The following is a 24,070-nucleotide window of genomic DNA, read 5'->3' as shown; positions in this document are numbered from 1 at the left end:
CTGTATGGTACTCTTAATAAAGCCGCGCCCATTCATGGGCGCGTTACATGTGCGGCGCAGACAACCGCATGAACGATCTGAAGTACATTCTCAAAGGAGGTAACGGCGAATGGACGTACTAACCCTGAGCAGGCTCCAGTTCGCGGCAACGACGATGTTCCACTTCATTTTCGTGCCGCTCACCCTCGGCCTCTCCGTTCTCACGGCGTACATGGAAACCAGGTACGTGCGTACGGGTGATGAAACCTATCTGAAAATGGCCAAGTTCTGGGGCAAGCTCTTCCTGATCAACTTCGCCCTCGGCGTGGTCACCGGCATTACCCAGGAGTTCCAGTTCGGCATGAACTGGGCCGAGTATTCCCGCTACGTGGGCGATATCTTCGGCGCTCCGCTGGCCATCGAGGCCACGGTGGCATTCTTCCTGGAGTCGGTCTTTATCGGTGTCTGGATCTTCGGGTGGAACAAGGTGTCGAAGGTGACCCATGCGGTTGCCATCTGGCTCGTGGCCATCGGTACCAATCTCTCGGCTCTCTGGATCCTGCTGGCCAACGGCTGGATGCAGAAGCCGGTCGGCTACGTGCTGCGCAACGGCCGGGCCGAAATGGTCGACTTTCTGGCCGTGGTCACCAATCCCTACGGCATCATCAAATTCGTTCACACGCTGACGTCCGGCTACATGGTGGCGGCCTTCTTCGTGATGGGGATCTCCGCCTGGCACCTGCTCAGAAAGAACCGCATCGACTTCTTCGTCCGTTCGTTCAGAATGGCAGCCACCTTCGGCTTCGTCGCCGCCATCCTGGTATTCCTCTCCGGTGACTTCCACGCCGTTGAGATAGCCAAGACTCAGCCCACCAAGTTCGCTGCCATGGAGTCAGTCTGGGAGACCCGGAAGGGGGTCGGCATGAACCTGATTCTGCTCCCCGACCCGAAGAATGAGTGCAACGCCGTGGAGCGGCTCTGTATTCCGAACATGGTGAGCATGCTCGCCTTCCACACCCCCGATGCCGAGATCAAGGGGCTCAAGGACTTTCCCAAGGAGCTGCGCCCGCCGGTGCAGCCCACCTTCTGGAGTTTCCGACTCATGGTGGGCCTGGGTACGTTCATGGCCCTGGCCGCCTTGGCCGGCGTGATCCTTTCGCGCATGAAGCACTTCGAAAACCGGACCCTTTTCCTGCGAGTGATGCTGCTTGCACTGCCGCTCCCATACATTGCGGCGCAATTGGGCTGGATCGTGGCGGAACTGGGTCGTCAGCCCTGGATCGTCTATGGAGTGCTCAAGACGGCCGACGGTGTCTCAAAGGCCGTGACAACGCCCCAGGTGGTCGGTTCGCTGGTGGGGTTCACGCTCATCTACAGCCTGCTGGGTGCCATCGATATCTACCTGCTGGCCAAGTATGCCCGCAAGGGACCCGACGACGATCTTTCCGGCATCATTAAGCCTGCGACGGCAAAGGGGGCCTGACATGGAACTGCAGATTACTTGGTTCGTTCTCTGGGGTGTACTCTGGGCGGTCTACTTCATGCTCGACGGATTTGTGCTCGGCACGGGCATCCTGCACAACGTAATAGCGAAGACCGACGGCGAGAAACGGGTGCTCATCAACGCCGTGGGACCGGTCTGGGACGGCAACGAGGTCTGGCTGCTCACCGCCGGCGGAGCAACCTTTGCCGCATTTCCGACCACCTATGCGCTCATGTTCAGTTATCTCTACACGGCGCTCCTGTTGTTGCTCTTCTCGCTCATCATCCGCGGGGTGGCCTTCGAGTTCAGGGGCAAGATTGAGAGCGCCAGTTGGAAAAAGGCATGGGACGTGGCTATTCAGGTGTCGAGCTTTCTGCCCGCGCTCCTGTTCGGGGTGGCCTTCGGCAATATCTTCGCCGGCCTTCCCATGGACGCCGACGGCTACCACGGCAGCCTCATCGGCCTGCTGAATCCCTACGGACTGCTCACGGGAGTGCTCTTCGTGCTCCTTTTCACGGTGCACGGAGCCCTTTACCTGTCGGTCAAGTCGGTTGGCGACCTGAGTGCCCGGGCAAAGGGCGTTGCCGACAAGGTCTGGCCGGCGCTCCTGGTGGTTGCGGTGGCGTTTCTCGCGTACACGAAATTTGCCACGAAACTGTACGATAACTACCTGTCCCAGCCGGTTCTGTTCATTGTTCCTCTGCTTGCCGTGGCCGGGCTGGTCGGCACGCGTCTCTTCTCGGCCAAGGGGGCGACCCTGGCTGCCTTTGCCGCCTCGTGCGTGACAGTGCTCATGGTGGCTGCGACCGGCGTGGCAGGGCTCTTCCCGAACCTGATCCCGTCGAGCCTCGACCCGGCCTACAGCCTGACCATCTTCAATTCATCGTCGAGCCCCTATACGCTCAAAATCATGACCGCGGTTGCCTTTATCTTCGTTCCCATCGTCATCGCCTACAAGATCTGGGTGTACCGGATATTCCGGGCTCCGGTCACGGAGGCAGACGTTCTCAACGATACACACGCCTACTGATACATCCGTTCCCGCCTTCCGCCACCGGAAAGAGCCCATTGACCGTGGGCTCTTTCCGGTGGTAGCCCCTTTGCCGTGCTGTTTTTCCTGATGCTGCCACCCTCAAATCCGCCGATACGTTTAGAGACGTCAGCTCTGCTGTGGCCTCACCGCATCGGCACGACAAGGCCGTGGATAGACGCTTTGCAAACGGTTTTCGTGGAGAGATTCGAGCAGTTGCGATTTGTATTGCAGCCCCTTGGAATGTACGGGGTGGGAACCATCGGAGAGATCTGCAGCGGGGGGCGGGAAGGGGGACGGCGACCGTCCCCCTCGTGCCCGATTGTTGATGGACGCTATTCCCGAACGTAGGTGTCCATGTCGGATTCGTGGACCATGGCCATGAGCCGTGCGTACTCGGACTCTATCATTTCGTAATGGTTGCGGGTCTCCCGGGCATTCAGTTCGAACACGGCCCGCACCTGGGGGTCGGCAATACGGGCTGCGGTCTCCCGCAGGGCTTTTTCCAGTCCCAGCTCTTTCTCCATGGCCAATTCCATTGCCTTCTGCTCGGTAAAGTCGGCATCTACGGTCTTTGCCAGGGATGCCATCCAGTCGGAGGCATGGTCGGGGGGAGTGTTCAGAAACGCCTCCAGATCGGGGATGTCGTTTCTCTGGTAGATTTTGTGGAAGTGCCCGGCATGCTCGCGCTCTTCACGGGCAAGAAGCTCGAAAACTCTTACGGCGTCCGGGTTTTTCATCCTGCCGGCACCGAACTGATAGAAATTCATGGCATTTTTTTCTGTCTGAATGGATTTGAAGATGGCCTCCTGAACGTCGATGTCGAACATGTGTTGCCTCCTTGGGGACGATGTGAGTAGCTGCTTCCGGTTAAACCGTAGCGAAGAATGGAGCGATGTCAAATATGGCGGCTGCCGTTGACGGCAAGGATGCGCCCACGCGTATCCACTGCGGCTATTCTACTCTGGTCATTATCAACCGGGTCATGTCTGCCGTGGCCGGGACCGAGTTCTGCCGGGTCGACCGCTGCCTCTGCCCGGCCAAGGGGAAGGGGAGAAACCGGGCGTGCGGGTACAACTCTGAAACGGCCAACTGGTTCTCTCCGGATTTCCGGGGCAGCCGCTCATGCCGGCGGCCCTCGTGCGTTGGCGACTCCGCCGTTGACATGCCACGGGGCGCCGGGGTAAAAGGATAGGTCATTTACTCCGAGGAGGTTGCACGCACGCATGAGCACCGACAGCACGAAAATCATCTACACCATGATGAGGGTGTCCAAGTACTACGACAAGAAGCCCGTCATCAAGGACATCTCCCTTTCCTACTTTTATGGGGCAAAGATCGGTGTCCTGGGTCTCAACGGCTCGGGCAAGTCAACGCTACTGCGGATCATGGCCGGGGTTGACAAGGACTTCAACGGCCAGGCCGTGCTTTCGCCCGGTTACACTGTCGGCTATCTGGAGCAGGAGCCCACGCTCGACGAGTCGAAAACCGTCCGTGAAATCGTCGAGGAAGGGTGCCAGGAAACCGTCAATCTCCTGAACGAATTCAACGAAATCACCGCAGCCTTTGCCGATCCCGACGCTGATATGGACAAGCTGCTCGAGCGCCAGGCCGAAGTGCAGGAGAAGCTCGATCATCTGGATGCCTGGGATCTGGACTCACGCCTCGAAATGGCCATGGATGCCCTGCGCTGTCCCCCCGGCGACACGCCGGTGAACGTTCTGTCCGGCGGCGAGAAACGCCGGGTTGCCCTGTGCCGCCTGCTCCTCCAAAAGCCCGACATTCTTTTGCTGGACGAACCAACCAACCACCTGGACGCCGAAACCGTCGCCTGGCTGGAACATCATCTGCAAAGCTACCCCGGGACCATTATCGCAGTCACCCACGACCGGTACTTTCTCGACAACGTGGCCGGCTGGATTCTTGAGCTCGACCGGGGCGAGGGGATACCCTGGAAGGGCAATTACTCCTCGTGGCTTGACCAGAAGCAGAACCGCCTGGCCCAGGAGGAGAAGGCGGAGAGCGAACGCCAGAAGACCCTGCGGCGCGAGCTGGAATGGATCAGGATGAGTCCCAAGGGACGCCACGCAAAAAGCAAGGCGCGCATCAGTTCCTACGAGCAGCTCCTGTCCCAGGAGAGCGAGAGGCGGGCCAAGGACCTGGAAATCTATATCCCGCCCGGTCCCCGGCTCGGCGATATCGTCATCGAGGCGGACAATGTTTCCAAGGCCTACGGGGACCGCCTCCTGGTGGAAGGGATGAGCTTCCGTCTGCCGCCCGGCGGCATTGTCGGTGTCATCGGCCCCAACGGAGCGGGCAAGACGACCCTTTTCCGAATGATCACCGGCCAGGAAGAACCCGATGCCGGCACCATACGCACCGGTGAAACCGTGAAAATCGCCTGTGTGGACCAGAGCCGCGACGCCCTTGATCCGAACAAGAGCATCTGGGAAGAGATCTCCGGCGGTCAGGAAACGCTCCAGCTCGGCAAGGTGAGCGTCAATTCCCGAGCCTATGTCTCGCGCTTCAACTTTTCGGGAAGTGACCAGCAAAAAAAGGTGGGGATGCTCTCAGGCGGCGAGCGGAACCGGGTCCATATCGCAAAAATGCTCAAGGAGGGAGGAAACGTCATCCTTCTGGACGAGCCGACCAACGACCTGGACGTGAACACCATGCGGGCACTGGAGGAGGCGCTGGAAAACTTCGCCGGTTGCGCCGTGGTCATCTCCCACGACCGGTGGTTCCTCGACCGTATCGCCACCCACATCCTCGCCTTCGAAGGGGACAGCCAGGCCATCTGGTTCGACGGGAACTACTCGGAATACGAAGAGGATCGCAAGAAGCGTCTCGGTGCCGCCGCCGACATGCCGCACCGGATCAAATACCGGCAGCTGACGAGGGCATAGGGCCGGCGACAGTAGTTACACACACAAAGGGCCGACGGGAAACCGCCGGCCCTTTGTGCGTCCTTGCAGCCCGTAGCGGGGGAGCGGGCCACCACTGCTCCCTACGGATAGATGACGATTTTCGTCACGAGCCACTGGGTAATGCTGTTGTACTGGGAAATGGTGAGGACTGCTCCGAAACTGTGCGTGCTGGTATAAGGGCTGGCTTTGGCCGGGACAGCGGCATCGATGGTTCCGGAAAAAATACGCCGGTTCTGGGCATCGGCGCCGGCGATCGTCAACCCGACGTTTTTCTGCGCGCTGGAGGAGTTGTTCAAGAAGTAACGGATGGAAAAGCTCACATGGGTAGAAGTTGTGAAATCCTTGGTCGCGCTGAGCGCTTGAGCCACCGAGATCACATTGGTCGGATCGGCGTCGACCGAACTCACCGTCGAATAGTTCACAAACGGTGCCGCCTTGGTCATGGTCGAGAAGTTGGTTCGCACGCCGCCCACCGTCAGGCGGGTTGTCTTGATGGTCTGGTATGTGGCTGGGGAGGTATGCCGCACGAGCAATGGCTGACCGGCATTGATGGTGCCGGCCGAACTGGTGAAGGAGGTGCCGTTGGTTGAGTATTCACCATCGGTGATGCTTATGGGCGCCGGCGACGTATTGCCCGTAACCGTCCTGCTGTCCGATACAATCACGGTGTTCGGTTCCACATCGAGTTTGGGGTCAAACGTGAAGTCTGTGGCCGTTGAGCTGTTCACAAAAACGGGGGGCTTGCCCATGGTCATGCTGGTAAAGGGGATGTTCTCGTTGGCGATGGTCAGGATCGTCGTCTTGCTGGTGCCGTAGGCGCTTGAGGTGATGTGGCGCACGGTCACGCTCTGGCCCGTTTGCACGTTGCCGCTGGCAGAGGTATAGGGACCGCCGTTGATCGAATATTCTCCATTGGCGATGCTGATGGCCGCTGACCCACCCGTGACGGTGAAAGACTGCGAGACCACCGGAGCATTGCGTTCCGCATCGGTCACTGTGCCTAAATTCTCCTGGTTCGTCCGGGTATCCGGGAACCACTCAAAATCCCCGCACCCGGCAAGGGTGAGAGCAAGCAGCAGAAGCGGCAGTAAGCGCAAGGTCATAGGCCCCCCTTTTTCAAAGGAATAGCACAGCGCGCCGGTAGAGTGGGCGACTCCCAGTTGAACAACCCGGTCAAATCCGAACCATTGAGATGTGATCCTGGATAGAGATAGTAAAGGATCGGTTCCTGTTTCACCATAAAAAACGGACGACCTCGCGGCCGTCCGTATGAATAACTGCCCGTACCCGGTGTGTGGAGGGCAGGAGCTGCTCAAAATCCCGAGATGAGAGTAACGTAGCGTGCTTTGTTGAGGGCGGCGGGGCGCTTTTTTCTTTCAGGCGAAGCCACTGTGTCGACCCATTCTCCGGCCCGGAGAAACGACGTGATGCTTCCCTCCCGGATCAACTGCTTCAGATGTGCTTCCAGTGCAACGGTGATGGTGTCGTCAATACAGCGTACAAGTACAACCATGTGTTCCTCCTTTAGCGTATCGGCTCGAGGGGTAGGTTGATGTCGTGCACTCCATGCGGAGCGTCATCCGGCTTGCATGGTGCTGAACGTTACGTCACCTCCATTTCCCAACTTCATTGAACGACGGAGCTATGTATACATAAAAAGAATTCGGGAGTAAAGGGAAAAATTAGTGCGAATTAACTGTGCATCATGAGTAGCAAGAAGTGTGCGGAAAAGCAGATCTGCCCGGCCCGGACTGCAGGGCGCATGGTCCGGACAGATCTGCTATTGATGAGGATCAGTTCCAGGTTTTCTTGAGAAGGTGGGAAAAAAGCGCCGCCAGTAGGAGTGCCCCGACCACGAGGGCACCAATGAATTTGCGTTGTTGCTTTGCCTGGTCGTATTGTGCCAGGGACTGGTCGATGGCACTGAGTTCAGTGCGGATCCGTCCCGATTCCTGCTCGACGTGGGTAGTGTCGATCTCGTGAAAGAGGCGGCGGAAGGTGTTGCGGAGGGCGAACAGGCTTTTTTCCCTGCTGTCCGTGTCGACTCCTTCCCCTTTGAGCAGGCGGATCTTCGCATCTATGCCCGCAATCATGGCCTCGGTCCGGGTCATGGCATCCTTGATTGCCGCGGCCCGTTCATAGGAATGACACATGCCGCAGCGGTTCTCATTGATGATGTCGAGGGTGGCAGCCGTCACGCTGTGTGAGCCGTGGCAGGTGACACAGGTGGGACCGCCGGTACCGAGCGCTTTGCCGTGGGCACTCTTCAGATAATCTTCCGCGATTCCCACATGGCATCGACCACAGAATGCCGGAGTCTGCTTTTCTGTCGGGGCACCGATGAAACCCCGGGCAGGGCTCATGGCATTGACCGCATCGCGGGGATCTCCACCGTGACAGTCATGGCACGATATGCCGTTTTCCTCATGGATGCTGCCGCGCCACTGTCCCACCGGCACGCCGCCTTTGCCCGGCTGGCTGCCGTGGCACTGAATGCAGACCGTCTCAAGGGCATGGGCGCACGGTGGTCCCAGGAGCGCAACCAAGAGCGCAAGGATCGAAAGCGTGAAAGGGACTCCGGTTCGTGAACAGAACGCGAATCTCATGAGTAGTGCCCCCAGATGGCCATGGCAAGATAAACGCAGATGCCGCCGATAAAGCAGGCGAGAAAAAGCGGCCGCTTGAGAGGGTGCCGCTCTGCGCTGCGGTCGATAAAGGGGAGCAGGGCCAGAAAGCTCATGGCAGCCCCCTGAACCATGAGGCCGAGCAACTCGTTGGGAAAGACCTTGAGGGTCTGATAGTTTGCCAGGAAGTACCACTCCGGCTTGATGTGGGGCGGGGTCTTGAATGGGTCGGCCGGAATGAAGGCGGTTGGGGGGAAGAACAGGTAGGGGTTGAAGAATACCACCCCGAAGAATATCGCAAGATAGATGAAAATAGAGGTCGCATCCTGTAGCAGGTAGGTGGGGTAGAACGGGATGCCGTCCGGATGGGATTCATGGCGGAACCGGTCCCCGGCCCAGCGGGTGCGCGTATCGGCGAGGCCGAAGGGAGGCGTGGAAACGCCGATCCGCTCAAGCAAAAAGAGGTGTGCTCCGATGAGGGCGGCGATAAGAAGCGGCAACAGCGCCACGTGGACGGCGAAGAATCGGCCGAGGGTCGGCGGTCCGACGAGCTTGCCGCCCCGCAGGAACTCCACCAGGTAGCCGCCGATGACCGGTATGGCGCCGGCGCTGTTGGTGGCCACGGTGGTTGCCCAGAATGAGAGTTGGCTCCAGGGGAGGAGGTAGCCGGTCAGGGATATTCCCAATACCAGGTTGAAAAGGATGAATCCAGTGAGCCAGTTCAACTCCCGCGGCCGCTTGTAGCTCCCCATGAACAGGACCGACAGCATGTGGAGCAGCAGCACCGCCACCATCATGTTTGAGCCGACCGCATGGCACATCCGGATGAGCCACCCGAAAGGAACGTCGTTCATTATGGCGGTGACGCTGCGAAATGCCTTGTCCGCGTCAGGAACGTAGTAGATGAGAAGCAGGATGCCGGTGACCACCTGGATGCCGAAGATTACCAGCAGGACGCTTCCCAGTGAGTACCAGGCATTGATGTTGCGGGGCAGCAGATAGCCGGTCAGGCGTTTCTCAACCAGTTCTGCGATACCGAGGCGCACTTCGAACCATTCTCGGAGTTTGTCCGGCAGCGACATGTGGCCTCCTATCCGATGGTAACGATGCCGTTTTCCACGGCGAGAGGAAGCCGGGCGAGCGGCTTGGGTGGAGGTCCCGAAAGGACTGATCCATCAGCACTGAAACGGCCGCCATGACAGGGGCAGAGAAAGTCCTGCTTCTCCTTTTCCCACTGGACGATGCACCCCAGGTGGGTGCAGACGGCGGACAGGGCCACCAGCCCGCCTGCCCGCGTCTTTACGATGACACCGGTCGTGCCGCGGTAGTCGAAGAATTTTGCCCCATCGGGCGGAATTTCCGTTTCGGGAAAGGTCACTCTGTAGCCGCTGTCGCTCTCTCCCTGAGGGGCGAGATAGCGGAACACGGGATAAGTGGCCGCTGCACCCCCCGCAATGGCGATGGCGCCAAGGCAATATCCGAGAAACGTCCGTCTCGTGCTGGTCTGCATGGAACCTCCATCAGATCGGTTTCGCGCTTTATACTTTAGATCGTGTCCGCAACCAGGGCTCTCACGGCGCGCCTCCCGCGGTCACAGCATGTTGATCCTCGCACCCCTTGCGGCAACCCTGCTGCGCCTGCGGTTGCACTCAAACGGCCCGGCAGCATCTACCTCGCAGCGGGAGCGATTCCATGCAATGAATTAGTTGCGAACAAGCTCTTAGTATAGCGGCTGAGCCCCGCTTTGCAATCGCATGTACCTGCCTGCCCCATGGCGACACGGCTCGGAGAGGTTACATTTCGCTTGATTCTACGCCATGTTTACATGTAATCTTTGAGCGTTTTCACCTATTCGATACTTACAGGAGGATGCGAATGTCGTTCAGCGAGCCGGGCAAGACGAAATTCCAGGTAGACCTACGCCGTCATCTGCGCAATCAGGATATCAGCGATAACCTCGTGCACCTGATCTGCGAGATTGCCGAGGCAAGCAAGTATGTGATCAACGCGGTACGCACCGGTGATCTCGGCGTGGCCGGTACTTCTAACCTCTACGGCGAGGAGCAACTGGCCCTGGATGTGCTTTCGGACCGGATCATCAGAAAACGGCTCATCCATTCGGGGGTTGTCTGCAACATTGCATCCGAGGAGATGGACGAGATCTTCCAGGCCCAGGCCGACGCCGACGGTCTCTACTCGGTGGCGTATGACCCCCTCGACGGCTCGTCGCTCGTTGATGTGAACCTTGCCGTGGGAACCATCGTGTCCATTTACGAAGGGTGCAACCTGCTCCAGAAGGGGCGCAACCAGGTGGCAGCCATGTACATACTCTACGGCCCCCGTGTGTCGCTGGTGTATTCCGTGGGCAAAGGCGTTCACGAGTTCACCATGAACCATCTCATGGAGTACACCCTGAGCCGGGAGAACGTCACCATGAAGCCGGACGGAGACATCTACTCCCCTGGCGGACTGCGCAAAAAATACCTGCCTGAAACGGAAAAATTCGTGCAGCACCTGGAAGGCAAGGGATCCAAGCTTCGCTATTCGGGCGGTTTTGTCCCCGACATCAACCAGGTGCTGATGAAGGGGAAGGGGATTTTCATGTACCCTGCCCTCAACGGTTCGCCCAACGGCAAACTGCGCGTACTGTTCGAGCTGAACCCCATGGCTTACCTTATCGAAAATGCGGGGGGGGCGGCCACTGACGGCAGGACCCCCATACTCGACATCGAGCCGCAATCTCTTGACCAGCGGGCTCCCATCTTCATCGGATGCTCCAATGACGTGGCCACGGCCATGGAGTTCATGGGCGGCTAACCCATGCCGCAGTTTTCAACCAGGAGGGTGATGACCATGGAAGAGAACCAAAAGCAGCCCAGACTCTGCTCGGAAATCCAACTGTTCGACCTCTGCGAGGAGGGTGCCGCCGATGTGTGCGGTCATCGCGATGGACGCTACTGCACCAAGGGGGACCTGCTGGCACGGTTCGAGGCCATTGCGGATGATGACCGCTCGCCCGAGCAGTATTTCGCCGAGGAGCTCGACGATGCTGAAGGGGCCGATGACCTCGGCTATGACGAAGCGTTCGGCGTCGACGAATATGGCGAAGAGGATGAAGAGTAGTGTGCTGGCGCACCTGTATGCAGCAAGAGGGGCCTGCCGATATCGGAGGCCCCTTTTTTAATGATATGTGTAACTTATTATGATTGCTGAATATTGCAATTGGATTGTAAATACAAAGCCAATGGTACCTTGCAGTCGTCACGGGAAAGCGTAACCAAATGAGGTTATTGACATGACTTGTAGTTGTTGTGTGGTGGAATCGCCGGGAATTGAATCAATACGCTCAAAATCCGATGATTTCATACAACCGCAATCAGGCTCAGTTGGTTGAGTAATCCGTGTGACGGGCACACCCTCAAAATCAAGTCCAGGCAGTCAGCGGTTGGCGCCCCACGCATGTTTACTGCGACAAGGGGTACAAGGGAGTCTCGACAGTACTGGGCAAAAAGAAAAAGAAGATCACGAAGACCGGCGGATGGAAATGGTGTCGAAGACGTAGCGGCATCGAATCGATCATCGGCCACGCCAAGAAGGATCACCGGATGGATCGCAACTGCCTCAAGGGCAAAGAAGGCGATAGCATCAACGCCCTCCTTGCGGGGTGCGGCTTCACTATCAGAAAGCTCCTCTGGGCTATTCTGCCGGTCTTTGGCGACGAGGTGGCAGAAACCGTTCTACGAAGGCGACTTGCAGCTCTACACCTCGTTCCCGTACCCCGTTGGTTGGGAGATTGGCAGAGTGGTGCGACGTTTACGGTTTCAGAAGTTTACGCGGCACCTGCCATTGCACCGATTGATCGTCGTGATCCTGCGCGGTTTACCTCAAACCTTGCCGCCCTGTTCCTGCAGGACGGCTGCGGGGCTAGAGCCCTTTTTTTTCAAACCAGCGGAACAGCAGCAAAATAAGCACTGACAGAGGAATAATGACCAGCCAGTGGTTGACCCCCAGAACCTGCGGCAACGTGATTTCGCCCAGATTGCCCCACGTCAGCACGGTATCCTTCAGACCCGGGAAGGCCTCGGCATACAGCGCCGCCCCCAGCAGCATGCCGGAGATGCCGAACAGGGCGTCCCAGCGCCCTTCCCCCAAGGCACCGGCCGAGGTGCCAGGGCAGTAGCCCAACATCCCCCAGCCCAGGCCGAAGATGATGCCGCCGCCGATGTTGGCGCCCAGGATGGTGGCCTTGATCGATAGCCGGATCACGCCAAGATCCACCAGCAGATGGGTGCCCACCATGGCTACCAGGATGCTGGACAGCATGAACTTGACGATGGTCATGTCCTTCAGCAGCAAGCCGCCCAGTTGTTTGTCGTAGCGCAGCACCCGTCCTTTCTGAAGCAAAAAGCCGAACAGCAGGCCGGTAATCAGGCCGTAGAGTAAGTCGTTCATTGGTCACCTCCACCGTACAGCAACCGCGCCATAATGATGCCGCCGATGAAGAAAAAGGCCAGTGAGATGTAGCCGCTTATTGCTAGCTGGAGCGAACCGCTCAGCCCATGGCCGCTCGGTCAGCCATCGGCCAGGCGGGCGCCGAACATGGCGACCGTCCCTCCCAAAAAGGCGACGACCCCCCGTTTGAGGGCGCTTGGCCCGAACCTGCGCTCCCAGAGTGGCGGAACCCCCCGGTAGCGGAACGACGCGTCTCCGATGGAAGCGATCAACGATCCGATAAAGATGCCGACCACAAACAGGGTTTGCCAATCGACTTTGGGAACCACTTTGTGAAAGTACTCCATCTGCGCCACCCGTTCCGGGCTGATCACTTGTTCAATAAGACCGACGGTACGGACAAAGGTACTTGAGGCGCCGAACAGCCTGCCGGCAAACCAGGCCGAGCCGATGCTTACCACCCCCGCCAACGCTCCTGCCAGATAGGGGCTCCAGGGTCTTCCGTCATTGGCCACGATGTCCCTCCTTCGCGTTATTTCATTAGAAATTTTAATGTTTGAGTGTGTGTCAGTATAGCAGAAGAAAGGCACAGTGCAACCGGCCGGAGAAGGGGAACGTAAAGGGGACACCCATAATTCGCAAGGTGAATTTCTCTGATATGCAAGATCGGCAACGGTCCGCTGCAAGGGAGAGTTTCTCATGCCGAGGACTTTGCGCCGCGCTGCCCGCTGCCGTGCTGCCGCGAAAGGGCGAGGGAGGTGTTGGTGACGATTGCTTCGGGTTTTTCAGGAAGGTTTTTGTGCAGGAGCTTGACACCCTGTGCCGGAAGAGCAGGGAGCATTGATCCGGCTGGCCCTTGAGCGATGCGGCAACAATCGGGTAGTGGCGGCCCGACTGCTCGGCATCAGCGGCAATACCCTGCGCGACAGGTTGGCCCGCTCGGAAGTGCGGTAGCCGGTGCCCCGTGCGGTTGGTTGTGAATCGTACTTGCGGTCCGCCGCCTTAAAGGGAGCCCTGTTACGGATTCCGGGATGATCTGGGCAGAGCGTACCGGGCATCCCCTAGTCCAGAAACTGCCGCTTGCCCGCTTTTTCCCATTCTTCCTTTGGAATGGACAGGAACGTCGCGGCAATCGAGGGATCGAACTGGCTGCCGATGCAGCGCTCCACTTCGGCCAGCACTGCGGCAAACGGCAGAGCTTTGCGGTAGGGCCTGTCCGACGTCATGGCGTCAAGGGTGTCTACCAGAGAGAATATCCGGGCACCGAGCGGGATTTCGCTTCCCCGTAGCCCCTTGGGGTAACCGGTTCCGTCGTAGCGCTCGTGATGGGCGTAGACCACCTCCGCCGGAGCCTTGAGGAACTTGATCCCGGAGAGGATGTCATATCCCATCTGCGGGTGCTGTTTCATGTGGCGCCATTCAGCCTCGTCGAGCTTTGTCGGCTTGAGCAGTATGTTGTCGGAAACACCGATCTTGCCGATGTCGTGCAGGAGCGCGCCCCGGGCCATGATCGCCACCTCTGCCGCACGAATCCCTATGGTTTCCGCGAGGAGAGTCGTGTAGTTCATGACTCGTTCCGAGTGGGATCCGGTTTCCTTTTCGCGGGCATCCAGCGCACGCACGAGCGTTGTGAGCGTGTGGTCGTAGGTGAGGTTGAGCTCCTCCATGGCCGAGCGGATTTGCCCCGTCTGCTCCAGGACCTTTTTCTCAAGGTTTGCCTGGTACTCCCGGTTCTCGATCAGCAGTCGCTGTTTTTCCAGTGAGTTTTTGATGGTGAGCAGAACCCGCTCGATGTCGAAGGGTTTCAGGATGTAGTCATCGGCGCCAAGATGAATGCAGCGCATGGCCGTTTCCATGTCGCTGATGGCGGTTACCATCAGTACGACCGTGTCAGCGCTGATCTTCTTTATTTCCTTGAGCAAATCGACCCCGGATGTGCCAGGCATCATGATGTCCAACAGGGCGAGTTCCACCCGGTTGTTCAGCAGCACCTCCCGTGCCTCTTCGGCACTTCCGGCTTGGAAGCAGTTATAGTCCTCGCGGGACAGCGCCGTCACCAGCAGATCCCTGATCATCTCCTCATCGTCGACCGTCAGGATTGTGGCTTTCATGTGGTTTTCCTCCTGTACGCCGGTATGATCACGATACCGTGCCGAGCAGTTCGCGGACCTTGCCGGCCAGCGCATCCGGGGTGAACGGCTTCATAATGAAGGATGTGTGTTCATCCGATGCCTCGCTCGGGATTGCGGTGTCATCAGTATACCCCGACATGAACAATATTTTGAGGTCTTCTCGCTGTTCCCTGAGATTGTCTGCCAGGAGGGGGCCGCTCATTCCCGGCATGATCACGTCGGTCACAAGGAGACAGATCCGTTCCCGGTCGCGGCTGAATATCTCCATGGCTTCGGCGGGGGACGCCGTACTGAACACCCGGTAGCCACGGGCAGAGAGGGTGTGTACCACGAGATTGAGGACCCCCTCCTCATCTTCGACCACAAGCACGGTTTCCGACCCCAATGTCTCAGGCGCATCGTCCAGCAGGTCGTCCCCCTCGTTTTTGCCTTGGACGCGAGGCAGGAAAACCCGGAACGACGATCCTTTGCCCGGCTGACTCAACACCTGGATGTATCCGTCGCTTTGCTTAACGATGCCGTAGACCGTGGCGAGGCCCAAGCCGGTTCCCTTGCCCTGCGCCTTGGTGGTGAAGAACGGCTCGAAAACCTTGCGGCGCACTTCCTCCGACATGCCGACGCCGGTATCTGTTACGGCAAGCATGACGTAGCACCCCGGTACCGCCCCGGGGTTGTTCATGGCGAACGTGCCGTCCAGTTCCTCGTTCGCTGTTTCTATGGTGAGGATGCCACCCTCCTCCATGGCGTCGCGGGCATTGACCACGAGGTTCATGATGATCTGTTCTACCTGGCCCGGGTCCGCTTTTACGGTGCCAAGCTGTTCGGCGAGGCGGGCCGTGAGGAGGATATTCTCTCGTATGAGCCGCTTCAGCATCTTTTCGACATTTTTCACGAGGTGGTTGATGTCGATGTGCTTGGGCTCCAGGATTTGGCGCCGACTGAAGGCAAGGAGCTGATGCGTGAGGTCCGCCGCCCGTTCGCCGGCCTGCAGGATATGCTCGACCTCTCCCCTGAACGGCGAGTCGTTGGGCATTTCATGGATCAGCAGGGTACTGTAGCCGTTGATGACGGTCAGCAGGTTGTTGAAGTCATGGGCAATGCCCCCGGCGAGCTGGCCGATGGCCTCCATTTTTTGAGCCTGGCGAAGCTGGTCCATGGCCTTTTTATGCTCGATCTCGGCCCTGGCGCTGTGCAGTGCAAGCGCTGCAGTCTGAGCAAATGCCTCGATTTCCCGGCGCTCCATTTCAGTAAAGCCATCCGGCCGGTCAGTGAGCCCGATCATGCCGACGACCCGGCTGCCCACCTTGAGCGGGGTGCCGAGAAACGAATTGATCCGGCCGAAGTTTCCGCTGTCGCGGCAAATGAGGTGATCCAGGGTCGCGGGATTGTTGGTGAGAACGGTCGCGCCGGCCCTGACCGGCTCAAACATGAGGCCGTCGCCGGGGGCGACGAGAAAAAAACCTTCCCGCTCGATATGTCCCTTTACCTGGGCGCAGAGGCCTCCGGCAGCCATGGCCGTCCTGGACGACACGGCGAGAATCCGCGCATCGCCACCGAATACCAGTTCATACAAAAAGCCGAAGGACGCATTCGTGATTTCGACGCAGCGGTCAACCAGTATCTGGGCCATCTTGCTGATGTTCTCGGTTTCCAGAAAGCAAAGGCTCGCAGATGCCATGGCCTCGGAGAGCTTCCAACTGCGGCGCTCCGCTTCTTTTATCCTGCGCTGTTCAGTGATGTCTTCCTTGACCCCGACGAAATGGGTTATCGTTCCGGTTTCGTCTTTTATGGCGGAAATGGATGCCCGTTCCCAGAAAAGCTGGCTGTTTTTCTTTTTATTGAGGAATTCGCCATGCCATTCATGCCCCGCTGTGATGGCCTCCCAGAGGCGTTGATATTCCTCGGCCGGAGTTTCTCCCGATTTAAGGATGCGGGGATTCTGGCCAATGGCCTCATGGGATTCGTATCCGGTCAGTTTGCTGAATTTCGGGTTAACATATTCGATGGTGCCTTCCCGGTCGGTAATGACAATCGAAACAGGGCTCTGCTCAACGGCGTGGTAAAGTTTGCGGAGTTCTTCTTCTGCCCTCTTTTTCTGCCGACGGACCGATAATTCATTCATTTCCCGGCGGATGGCCGGCACCAGGCGGGCAAGATTATCCTTCAGTATGTAGTCGCTTGCCCCGGCGCGCATGGTCTCAACCGCAGCATCTTCACCCAGTTTGCCGGAGACGATGATGATCGGGATGTCCTTGTTGAGCTTCTTCAGCAGGGCGATGGCATCGAGTCCACTGAACTGGGGCATGAAATAATCTGAGACTATCAGGTCCCATGGCTCGGCCTCAAGGACGGCGCTCATGCCGCCGGGGGTGTCCACGCGCACGAAATCAGTCGCAAAACCGCGATTAAGTTCCCTGAGGATCAGTTCGGCGTCAAGGGAAGAGTCATCAACAATCACCACGCGCAGGGGTGGCAACTCCATAATTCGTGCTCCGTTTCGGTAAACAGTCCCGGAATGGACTGTTTCTTAATGTCTCATCGGCAAAAAACGGGATACGTTTAGCACTGTCGGTCCCTTTGCATGGCCCGGTAGCTGGTTATATGGCAGGACAGTGAAAGGGGGGGCTGCATGAGACTGATTCATGCAGGCAGCATGCAGCTTTTTTTGAACTTGTTTTCATACATCCTGTGGTCGGCAAGCCTGAGCGTTTCTTCGAGGCGGTCTCCCTTGCTGGCCGTTGCAGCGCCGAATGAGATACTGAGGGCGACAGGATGGTTCTCTGTCTGGCCCTGCTCTATTTTGCCGACCACTCTCCGCAGCGCTTCCTGCACTACATCGGCGTCTGCGGAGGGGAGGAGAACGGCGAATTCATCTCCTCCTATCCTTGCCACCACATCCTCGGCACGGAAGGCGCCTTTGAGCACCAAGGCGGCCCGAATCAGCAATTCATCCCCTGCAGCGTGTCCCTGGCTGTCGTTGACGAATTTCAGACGATCCACGTCGAATACGACCACGCTGACCGGGAACTGCCGCCCCTGCTCGAGCCGCTCCATCTCTTCCTGAAAATAGGCCCGGTTGTAGAGCCCCGTCAGCGGGTCGTGGGTACTCATGTACCGCAGCCTCTCCTCGGTCTGCTTCCTTTCGGTGATATCGAGGATGGTTCCAACGAGACCGCCGATTTTTTTTTCAGTTGTGGTGAACGTGGCCTTATAGAAGATCACGTCATGGAGCGCGCCGTCGGCAAAGGAAATGGCGCTCTCGTAGATCTGGATGCCGCCGTGCTCGAACAGTTCCTTGTCCGCACTGTCAGTGTGCTTTGCAAGTGAGGGCGGCATCAGGCTATAGATTGTCTTCCCGATGATTTCGTCCTGAGTGTGCCCTGAAAATGTCTCGAACGCCTTGTTGCAGCCAAGAAAAATTCCCGAGGTATCCATGAAATAGATCGGAGCGGGAATGGCGTCGATGAGTGCCTGCCGGAAGTGGAGCTGTTCGCGGAGTTCGTGGTCGGTCCGACGTTGTTCCTCCCGGATCACGGCTTCGCGGAGTTCCCGGCGGATAGCGGGAATCAGGCGGGTGTAATCGCCCTTCATGATGTAGTCGTGGGCGCCCGCTTTCATTGCTTTGACCGCTTCAAATTCGCCGATTTTGCCCGAGACGATGATAAAGGGGATATCCAGGTTCATGTCCTGAATAAGGGTCAAGGCTGCCAAGGCATCGAACTGGGGCATGAAATAATCCGACAGCGCAATGTCCCATCTTTTGTCGTGAAGATTGGCGCGGAGCGACTCTTCCGAATCAACCCGCTCGGTGACGATATCAAACTCGCGCTTGAGAGCCCTCACGAGCAAGAAATAATCGTCTTCCGAGTCTTCAATGATGAGTACGCGAAGTGGAGGTGACAAGAATAGCTCCACGGTGCCGGGCTTCGGCACTGGCGACACGCTGCAAACGTCTTCTGATATCCCGGACATTGTCTCTATGTATATAGTAATAACATCCCGATGCCAATTGGCAAATTGGGGAAGCTGTGCTATAAGGTGCCCAAATTACCTAAAACTTTCAGGGGGGTAGCCCATGTTGCGTGCAATGGATCTCGCCTGGCACCTGAATTCCGGGATGAATGGCGCAGCAACTGCGTGGACAGCAGCGGCGCTTGCCGTTGCCTGGCCTGTCTCTCTCCCCGCGCACCCTCTCGGCGCGGCGCGGTACTGACGATTGGCCTGCCAAGTGCGTCAGCACCCCTTTCTCATTCCGCTGCTCGGCCTGATGGGGGGGCTTTGCGCCACGCACCATTTTGACCTGACGCTCCCTTACTGGCTTGCCTGGCTGTGCCTGGCAGGCTCATCGGCGCTCATTTTCTTCAGGAGCGCAGTTCCTCTGGCCATTGCTGTTGGGCTCACCTTTTTCGCCTGGGGAGCCTCGTCTCTTGCCCCTTTTCTCCACCCGGAGCTGTTGTCGACCCATATAGTCAGATCAGCCGGCCGCGGAGCGGTAATCATCGAAGGCATTGTCGATTCGCGGCCCGACATCCGCCCCGGTGAGGGGAAATTCCGTCTTGCCGCCGAATCCGTCATGGCTGACGGTTCGGCACGGCCCGCCAGCGGACGGCTCATGGTCTATGTGAAGGAAGGGATGGTACCATTTCTCACCGGTGATCGGGTTCGGTTCAGGGCCACGGTTGCGGAGCCCTTCAATTACGGCATTCCGGGCGAATACGACTATCGGCGTCATCTGGCGTATCGGGACATCCATGCCACGGCGTTTGTCAGGCATGCCGATGATATTCTGCTGATGCGACAGGCCGTGGCCTTTCCGGTGCAACGTTTTTTCGACCGATCGGCAGCCATGCTCGGCGATGTCATCGGCCGGTATTCCCCCCGCGAGGGAGGCGTACTCAGGGCACTCCTGCTGGGGGAGCGGGGATTCGTCTCCAAAGAGCTGGAAGAGGCCTACACGCGGGCCGGTGTGAATCATATCCTCTCGATCTCCGGCTTCCACGTGGGGATTATTGCTCTGGTCATCTACCGGTCCCTGCTCATGCTGCTCAGTCGCTTCGAGCGCCTCGCCCTGCATCTCAACCTGCGCCGGACAGCACTGCTGGCAACACTGCCTCCGGTCACCTTCTACCTGTTTCTCTCCGGTGCCGCCCCAGCCACGGTCCGCTCGGTGCTGATGATAGCCGTTGTCACCGTGGCTCTCTGGCTGGAACGCGAAACAGACCCGGCCAACGTATTGATCATGGCGGCCCTGGCGATGCTCGCTGCCAATCCCCCGTCGCTGTTCGATATTTCCTTCCAGTTGTCGTTTCTCGCCCTGTGGGGACTTGTGGTCCTGACGCCCGTTTTCATTCATCCGTTGCGCACGCTGGATAACAGAGCCGTAAAGAACGTCATCCTCCTGCTGGCCGCTTCGGCTGCGGCGACCCTCGCAACGATCCTTCCCGTGGGATATGCCTTTCATCGGGCTTCTGCGGCGGGAATTATCAGCAACGTTTTCATCGTCCCGCTGATGGGGTACGGAGCGGTGGTGGCCGGATTCGCCGCGCTGCCGCTCATTGCGGTTGCCCCGGCTGCGGCCGGACCGCTCATTACGGCGGCGTCCTGGCTCGTAGCGCTTTCCAACCGGATCATAGATCTTCTGGCACGGATTCCCCCGCTCCCCCTTCACAGCGTCACCAGGACTGATCTGCTCGTGTCATTCCTCCTGCTGCTGGGATTGACTCTGCTGCCCGGCCGGCGGGCGCGGATGCTGACCGCAGGAATCGCCGCCGTGGTGCTTTCAACCCTTCATTTGCCTGCCGTGGCGGGAGGCGATGCCATGCTTGTGCTTACCTTTCTGAGCGTGGGGCAGGGGGAGTCGACGCTCGTTTCGCTTCCCCACGGCAAGACCATGCTGGTGGACGGGGGCGGAGCCCTTCATGGAGGCGGCACCGATGTGGGGGAACGGCTCCTTGTCCCTGCTCTCCGGAGCATGGGGGTGGAGTCCATCGATTACCTTGTCCTGACCCACCCTCACCCCGACCACCTGGAAGGCCTCCTCTATCTGGCAGCGGCAATGCCTGTGGGCGAGTTCTGGGAAACGGGGCTGCCGACGGAAAGTGCGTCCCTGGCAGAGTTGCGGGATCGACTGGCCCAACGGGGAGTTCCCGTCAAGCACCTGTCCGCCGCAACATCGCCGTTCACCGTGGGTGGAGCTCGGGTCGAGCCGCTCTGGCCGCCCGGGAACGGAACGGGGACGGGGGGCGACAACGATGATTCGCTGGTCTTCAGACTCGTCCATGGCGACACATCCATCCTGTTTACCGGCGACATCGGCGCACCGGCCGAAGGCATCCTGGCGAACGATCCGGCGCGTCTGCGCTGCACGGTGCTGAAGGTGCCGCACCATGGAAGCCGTTATTCGTCATCACCTTCCTTTCTCGACGCAGCATCGCCTCACGTGGCCCTGATTTCCGCCGGGCGCAGGAACAGCTTCGGCCTGCCGGCTCCGGAAACGCTCGGCCGCCTGGAGACACGCGGGATCGATGTCTATCGCACTGACCGGGATGGGACGGTGCAGGTTATCTGCACCGGGAAAACGTGGGACGTGGGTACCTTCGCGAACGGGCATTTTCGTTGACAAGTGGACCGCATTATCTGATAGTCTTGAAAAGATTTGCCACTATCCCGGGAGCTGTGCATGGAACGGATTCTCGTTGTCGAAGATGACCGTTTTTTTCGTCAGATGTACGTCGATCTCCTGAAAGAGGAGGGATACGAGGTCGATACCGTGGCATCGGGCACCGAGGGGTTGAAGCGGCTTGAAAGGCATGAATATCACCTCGTTATCACCGATCTGGTCATGCCGGGGATGAGCGGTATCGAGGTGTTGTCCCGCGTCAAGCAGAAAGCCCCGAACGTTGATGTCATCCTCGTTACCGGTCATGCCAATCTTGAATCGGCCGTCTACGCCCTCAAGAACGGCGCCCGCGATTATATCCTCAAGCCGTTCAATCATGATGAGTTCAAGCATACCGTGGCCCTCTGCTTCGAGCAGCGGCGGCTCATCAACGAGAACTACGAGCTAAAGGAACTGCTGAATCTTTTTCAGGTCGGTCAGAACATAGCAAACTGCATTGATCTGGAGCGGCTCTCTGCCGTGGTGGTCGATGCATTCTGCAAGGAGGTCGGGGTTTCGCGGGCCATCGGCCTGTTTCCCGAAAAGAGTGAACCCCACGCCCTCAAGGAGCTGAGGGGCCTTGACCCTGAAGTTGCATCGACCCTTGCCGAAAAAGCCCTTGCCCTTTACAGTGACGCGACAGAGACGGCAGGAGGCTTCCGTCGGCTCGATGGCTCTTATTTTACCGACAGTACCCTGCGCGCGGCGGGAATCAATGGCGCCCTTGTGGTTAGTATTTGCCAGCGGACACTTCTGCAGGGGGTGCTTCTGCTGGTCAACGACCAGGGCAAGCCGTTTCCTGCCGTGTTCAAGCATAAAAGCATCCAGTTTTTGCTGGAGCAGGCATCTCTTGCCTTTGACAATGCCCTGCGTTACTCCAGCGCCCGCGACATGCTCTATGTCGACGAACTCACGGGGCTCTTCAACTACCGTTATCTCGATATCTCGCTGGACCGTGAACTCAAGCGGGCGGACCGGTTCGGCTCGGTTGTTTCCATGATCTTCATCGACATGGATCACTTCAAGGGGGTCAACGATACCCACGGCCACCTCTTCGGGAGCCAGGTCCTCCATGAAGTGGGGCAATTGCTCAAAAAGTCGGTCCGGGAGGTCGATGTCATCATCCGCTACGGCGGCGACGAGTTCACCATAATTCTGGTGGAAACCGGTGAAAAGGGCGCTGCAACCGTGGCCGAAAGGATACGCCGTTCCATTGAGGACCACCACTTCCTGGCCTCTGAAGGGCTCGATGTACGGCTCACCGCAAGCCTCGGCTATGCCTGCTATCCCATCGATACCCAGTCCAAAATGGAGCTTCTCGAACTGGCGGACAAGGCCATGTACCGGGGCAAGGAAGAGGGCAAAAACCGTGTATTCCGGGCAACGGCAATCCGTTGACCTTGAGAGTGTTTCAATGCAATCAAAGGAGTAGGTGCGTACATGATCACTGGTATCAAGGGATTCAACGACATTCTTCCCGGGGACGTGGAGCGGTGGCAGCACATCGAAGCCACGGCGCGCCGGGTTTTCAGTCTCTACGGCTTTTCGGAGATCCGTATCCCGATTCTTGAAAAAACCGAACTGTTCCGACGGTCCATCGGCGACACCACCGATATCGTGGAAAAAGAGATGTACTCCTTTGTGGACAAGGGAGAGAACGCCGTAACCATGCGTCCTGAAGGGACCGCAAGCGTAATGAGGTCATACATCGAGCACAAGCTCTATGCCCAGGATCCGGTGGCAAAGCTCTACTACATGGGCCCCATGTTCCGCTACGAGCGGCCCCAGAAAGGGCGCTACCGCCAGTTCCACCAGATCGGCGCCGAGGTGACCGGAGTTACCGACCCCAAGGTCGATGCCCAGGTACTCACCATGCTCTGCCACTATTTCGCAGAGCTGGGACTGACGGAACCGACACTCCAGATCAACTCTCTCGGGTGCCCCGAATGCCGCCCCGCCTACCGCCAGGCCCTGATCGACTTTCTCCGGGAACGGCTCGACAGCCTCTGCGACGACTGCAAGCGCCGCTATCAAACCAATCCCCTGCGGGCGCTGGACTGCAAGTCGGCCCACTGCAAGGAGGCGACCGCGACCGCCCCGGCCATGCTCGACAGCCTCTGTGCAGGCTGCGACGATCACTTCGCCGTCACCCGGCGCCATCTGGAGCGGGCGGGCACCGCCTACAGCATCAACAACCGGATGGTCCGGGGGCTTGATTACTATACCCGCACTACCTTCGAATTGGTGACCGGCCTGCTCGGCGCCCAGAGCGCCGTTGCCGCAGGCGGCCGGTACGACGGCCTTATCTCCGACCTCGGCGGACCCGCCATTCCCGGTATCGGATTTGCCATGGGGGTGGAACGGATTGCCCTCCTGCTGGGGGACCAGCACTTCACCCGTCGCCCGGATCTCTTCATAGCCGCCCTTGGCGAGGAGGCCCAGAATGAGGCGTTTCGGCTCATGTGCGGCCTTCAGCGCAGCGGGGTGGCCGTGGAAATGGACTACGAAGGCAAGAGCCTCAAGAGTCAGATGCGCCGTTCGGACAAGTTCAATGCGCGTTTTACCCTGATCATCGGCGGCGACGAGCTGGCAAAAGGGGCGGCCGTGCTCAAGGCAATGGACACCGGTGTCCAGGCGGAAGTCCCGTTGACGCCGGAAGAGATTGCCGCACGCATAACAATTACGGCGTAAGAACGAAAACCTGCATCGGGCGGAAAGGGAGCCGGGCGACGATACGCGTTGTCCCGGCTCTTTTTTCTCATCCGGTAGCCCGGGATGATTACTC

General features: G+C 58.6%; 21 protein-coding genes and 1 pseudogene. 11 read left to right on the top strand and 11 right to left on the bottom strand.

Annotated elements, in window-relative coordinates; genetic code table 11:
- Positions 1-109 precede the first annotated feature (109 nt).
- Complete coding sequence (locus AC6CDK_RS00855) at positions 110-1,462, top strand: cytochrome ubiquinol oxidase subunit I (protein WP_066357460.1); 1,353 nt, start codon at positions 110-112, stop codon at positions 1,460-1,462.
- A gap of 1 nt (position 1,463) precedes the next feature.
- Positions 1,464-2,492, top strand: coding sequence for a cytochrome d ubiquinol oxidase subunit II (cydB, locus tag AC6CDK_RS00850; RefSeq protein WP_039644907.1), 1,029 nt, complete (start codon positions 1,464-1,466; stop codon positions 2,490-2,492).
- 335 nt (positions 2,493-2,827) lie between these two features.
- Here cydB and AC6CDK_RS00845 read toward each other — a convergent pair whose 3' ends face one another.
- Complete coding sequence (locus AC6CDK_RS00845) at positions 2,828-3,322, bottom strand: ferritin-like domain-containing protein (protein ID WP_039644906.1); 495 nt, start codon at positions 3,320-3,322, stop codon at positions 2,828-2,830.
- A gap of 74 nt (positions 3,323-3,396) precedes the next feature.
- Here AC6CDK_RS00845 and AC6CDK_RS00840 point away from each other — a divergent pair, with 74 nt between their 5' ends.
- A complete protein-coding gene (locus AC6CDK_RS00840) occupies positions 3,397-3,687 on the top strand; it encodes a hypothetical protein (RefSeq protein WP_039644905.1) in 291 nt (96 codons plus the stop codon).
- A 31-nt stretch (positions 3,688-3,718) separates the two neighbouring features.
- Entirely contained in the window at positions 3,719-5,398 is a 1,680-nt protein-coding gene (ettA, locus tag AC6CDK_RS00835) for an energy-dependent translational throttle protein EttA (RefSeq protein ID WP_039644904.1), read from the top strand.
- A gap of 101 nt (positions 5,399-5,499) precedes the next feature.
- Here ettA and AC6CDK_RS00830 read toward each other — a convergent pair whose 3' ends face one another.
- From AC6CDK_RS00830 to AC6CDK_RS00810, 5 genes are all read right to left on the bottom strand, one after another.
- The gene (locus AC6CDK_RS00830; protein ID WP_039644903.1) at positions 5,500-6,522 is read right to left on the bottom strand and encodes a hypothetical protein; all 1,023 of its coding nucleotides are present in this window, start codon (positions 6,520-6,522) and stop codon (positions 5,500-5,502) included.
- Between the two features lie 209 nt (positions 6,523-6,731).
- Positions 6,732-6,932 carry a GSU3473 family protein gene (locus tag AC6CDK_RS00825; RefSeq protein WP_192905117.1) on the bottom strand — a complete coding sequence of 67 codons (201 nt, stop codon included), beginning with the start codon at positions 6,930-6,932 and terminating at the stop codon, positions 6,732-6,734.
- Between the two features lie 280 nt (positions 6,933-7,212).
- Positions 7,213-8,025: a cytochrome c3 family protein gene (locus AC6CDK_RS00820; RefSeq protein WP_039644899.1), complete on the bottom strand. Its 813-nt coding sequence runs from the start codon at positions 8,023-8,025 to the stop codon at positions 7,213-7,215.
- A complete protein-coding gene (locus tag AC6CDK_RS00815) occupies positions 8,022-9,125 on the bottom strand; it encodes a cytochrome b (RefSeq protein ID WP_039644897.1) in 1,104 nt (367 codons plus the stop codon). The genes AC6CDK_RS00820 and AC6CDK_RS00815 overlap by 4 nt, the downstream gene beginning before the upstream one ends.
- A gap of 8 nt (positions 9,126-9,133) precedes the next feature.
- The gene (locus AC6CDK_RS00810) at positions 9,134-9,553 is read right to left on the bottom strand and encodes a QcrA and Rieske domain-containing protein (RefSeq protein WP_039644895.1); all 420 of its coding nucleotides are present in this window, start codon (positions 9,551-9,553) and stop codon (positions 9,134-9,136) included.
- A 365-nt stretch (positions 9,554-9,918) separates the two neighbouring features.
- Here AC6CDK_RS00810 and AC6CDK_RS00805 point away from each other — a divergent pair, with 365 nt between their 5' ends.
- The 3 genes and pseudogenes from AC6CDK_RS00805 to AC6CDK_RS00795 form a co-directional block, all read left to right on the top strand.
- A complete protein-coding gene (locus AC6CDK_RS00805) occupies positions 9,919-10,860 on the top strand; it encodes a class 1 fructose-bisphosphatase (RefSeq protein WP_039644893.1) in 942 nt (313 codons plus the stop codon).
- A gap of 36 nt (positions 10,861-10,896) precedes the next feature.
- The gene (locus AC6CDK_RS00800) at positions 10,897-11,166 is read left to right on the top strand and encodes a hypothetical protein (RefSeq protein ID WP_039648247.1); all 270 of its coding nucleotides are present in this window, start codon (positions 10,897-10,899) and stop codon (positions 11,164-11,166) included.
- A 273-nt stretch (positions 11,167-11,439) separates the two neighbouring features.
- Positions 11,440-12,011: pseudogene (locus AC6CDK_RS00795) on the top strand (hypothetical protein); the annotation flags it as partial.
- On the opposite strand, the gene AC6CDK_RS00790 reads toward AC6CDK_RS00795, so the two are convergent.
- Positions 11,968-12,495, bottom strand: a complete 528-nt coding sequence (locus tag AC6CDK_RS00790; protein ID WP_039644890.1) for a DUF6691 family protein — start codon at positions 12,493-12,495, stop codon at positions 11,968-11,970. The pseudogene AC6CDK_RS00795 and the gene AC6CDK_RS00790 overlap by 44 nt on opposite strands.
- Before the next feature lie 119 nt (positions 12,496-12,614).
- A complete protein-coding gene (locus AC6CDK_RS00785; RefSeq protein WP_237560720.1) occupies positions 12,615-13,010 on the bottom strand; it encodes a YeeE/YedE thiosulfate transporter family protein in 396 nt (131 codons plus the stop codon).
- A 304-nt stretch (positions 13,011-13,314) separates the two neighbouring features.
- Here AC6CDK_RS00785 and AC6CDK_RS00780 point away from each other — a divergent pair, with 304 nt between their 5' ends.
- Positions 13,315-13,449 carry a helix-turn-helix domain-containing protein gene (locus AC6CDK_RS00780; RefSeq protein ID WP_237560719.1) on the top strand — a complete coding sequence of 45 codons (135 nt, stop codon included), beginning with the start codon at positions 13,315-13,317 and terminating at the stop codon, positions 13,447-13,449.
- 107 nt (positions 13,450-13,556) lie between these two features.
- Here the strand turns inward: AC6CDK_RS00780 and AC6CDK_RS00775 are convergent, their stop codons facing one another.
- The 3 genes from AC6CDK_RS00775 to AC6CDK_RS00765 form a co-directional block, all read right to left on the bottom strand.
- Positions 13,557-14,606, bottom strand: a complete 1,050-nt coding sequence (locus tag AC6CDK_RS00775; protein WP_039644888.1) for an HD domain-containing phosphohydrolase — start codon at positions 14,604-14,606, stop codon at positions 13,557-13,559.
- A 28-nt stretch (positions 14,607-14,634) separates the two neighbouring features.
- Positions 14,635-17,109, bottom strand: a complete 2,475-nt coding sequence (locus AC6CDK_RS00770; RefSeq protein ID WP_039644887.1) for a response regulator — start codon at positions 17,107-17,109, stop codon at positions 14,635-14,637.
- 158 nt (positions 17,110-17,267) lie between these two features.
- Positions 17,268-18,560 carry a sensor domain-containing diguanylate cyclase gene (locus AC6CDK_RS00765; protein ID WP_318258145.1) on the bottom strand — a complete coding sequence of 431 codons (1,293 nt, stop codon included), beginning with the start codon at positions 18,558-18,560 and terminating at the stop codon, positions 17,268-17,270.
- Positions 18,561-18,855: 295 nt separating this feature from the next.
- Here AC6CDK_RS00765 and AC6CDK_RS00760 point away from each other — a divergent pair, with 295 nt between their 5' ends.
- Genes AC6CDK_RS00760 through hisS form a run of 3 tightly spaced genes read left to right on the top strand, consistent with a single transcriptional unit; the run spans position 18,856 to position 23,976 of the window.
- Complete coding sequence (locus AC6CDK_RS00760; RefSeq protein WP_192905116.1) at positions 18,856-21,246, top strand: DNA internalization-related competence protein ComEC/Rec2; 2,391 nt, start codon at positions 18,856-18,858, stop codon at positions 21,244-21,246.
- A 60-nt stretch (positions 21,247-21,306) separates the two neighbouring features.
- On the top strand, positions 21,307-22,683 hold the full coding sequence (locus AC6CDK_RS00755; protein WP_039644879.1) for a GGDEF domain-containing response regulator: 1,377 nt from the start codon (positions 21,307-21,309) through the stop codon (positions 22,681-22,683).
- Between the two features lie 42 nt (positions 22,684-22,725).
- The gene (gene hisS, locus AC6CDK_RS00750) at positions 22,726-23,976 is read left to right on the top strand and encodes a histidine--tRNA ligase (protein WP_066357454.1); all 1,251 of its coding nucleotides are present in this window, start codon (positions 22,726-22,728) and stop codon (positions 23,974-23,976) included.
- The last annotated feature ends 94 nt before the right edge of the window (positions 23,977-24,070 follow it).

This window comes from Geobacter sp. PheSNFMC, from assembly GCF_059620965.1.
This window is presented reverse-complemented; position numbering and strand designations above follow the sequence as displayed.

Coding starts and splice junctions, on each gene's coding strand:
- AC6CDK_RS00855 (WP_066357460.1), top strand. CDS start 110: ATGGACGTACTAACCCTGAGCAGGCTCCAGTTCGCGGCAACGACGATG.
- cydB (WP_039644907.1), top strand. CDS start 1,464: ATGGAACTGCAGATTACTTGGTTCGTTCTCTGGGGTGTACTCTGGGCG.
- AC6CDK_RS00845 (WP_039644906.1), bottom strand. CDS start 3,322: ATGTTCGACATCGACGTTCAGGAGGCCATCTTCAAATCCATTCAGACA.
- AC6CDK_RS00840 (WP_039644905.1), top strand. CDS start 3,397: ATGGCGGCTGCCGTTGACGGCAAGGATGCGCCCACGCGTATCCACTGC.
- ettA (WP_039644904.1), top strand. CDS start 3,719: ATGAGCACCGACAGCACGAAAATCATCTACACCATGATGAGGGTGTCC.
- AC6CDK_RS00830 (WP_039644903.1), bottom strand. CDS start 6,522: ATGACCTTGCGCTTACTGCCGCTTCTGCTGCTTGCTCTCACCCTTGCC.
- AC6CDK_RS00825 (WP_192905117.1), bottom strand. CDS start 6,932: ATGGTTGTACTTGTACGCTGTATTGACGACACCATCACCGTTGCACTG.
- AC6CDK_RS00820 (WP_039644899.1), bottom strand. CDS start 8,025: ATGAGATTCGCGTTCTGTTCACGAACCGGAGTCCCTTTCACGCTTTCG.
- AC6CDK_RS00815 (WP_039644897.1), bottom strand. CDS start 9,125: ATGTCGCTGCCGGACAAACTCCGAGAATGGTTCGAAGTGCGCCTCGGT.
- AC6CDK_RS00810 (WP_039644895.1), bottom strand. CDS start 9,553: ATGCAGACCAGCACGAGACGGACGTTTCTCGGATATTGCCTTGGCGCC.
- AC6CDK_RS00805 (WP_039644893.1), top strand. CDS start 9,919: ATGTCGTTCAGCGAGCCGGGCAAGACGAAATTCCAGGTAGACCTACGC.
- AC6CDK_RS00800 (WP_039648247.1), top strand. CDS start 10,897: ATGGAAGAGAACCAAAAGCAGCCCAGACTCTGCTCGGAAATCCAACTG.
- AC6CDK_RS00790 (WP_039644890.1), bottom strand. CDS start 12,495: ATGAACGACTTACTCTACGGCCTGATTACCGGCCTGCTGTTCGGCTTT.
- AC6CDK_RS00775 (WP_039644888.1), bottom strand. CDS start 14,606: ATGAAAGCCACAATCCTGACGGTCGACGATGAGGAGATGATCAGGGAT.
- AC6CDK_RS00770 (WP_039644887.1), bottom strand. CDS start 17,109: ATGGAGTTGCCACCCCTGCGCGTGGTGATTGTTGATGACTCTTCCCTT.
- AC6CDK_RS00755 (WP_039644879.1), top strand. CDS start 21,307: ATGGAACGGATTCTCGTTGTCGAAGATGACCGTTTTTTTCGTCAGATG.
- hisS (WP_066357454.1), top strand. CDS start 22,726: ATGATCACTGGTATCAAGGGATTCAACGACATTCTTCCCGGGGACGTG.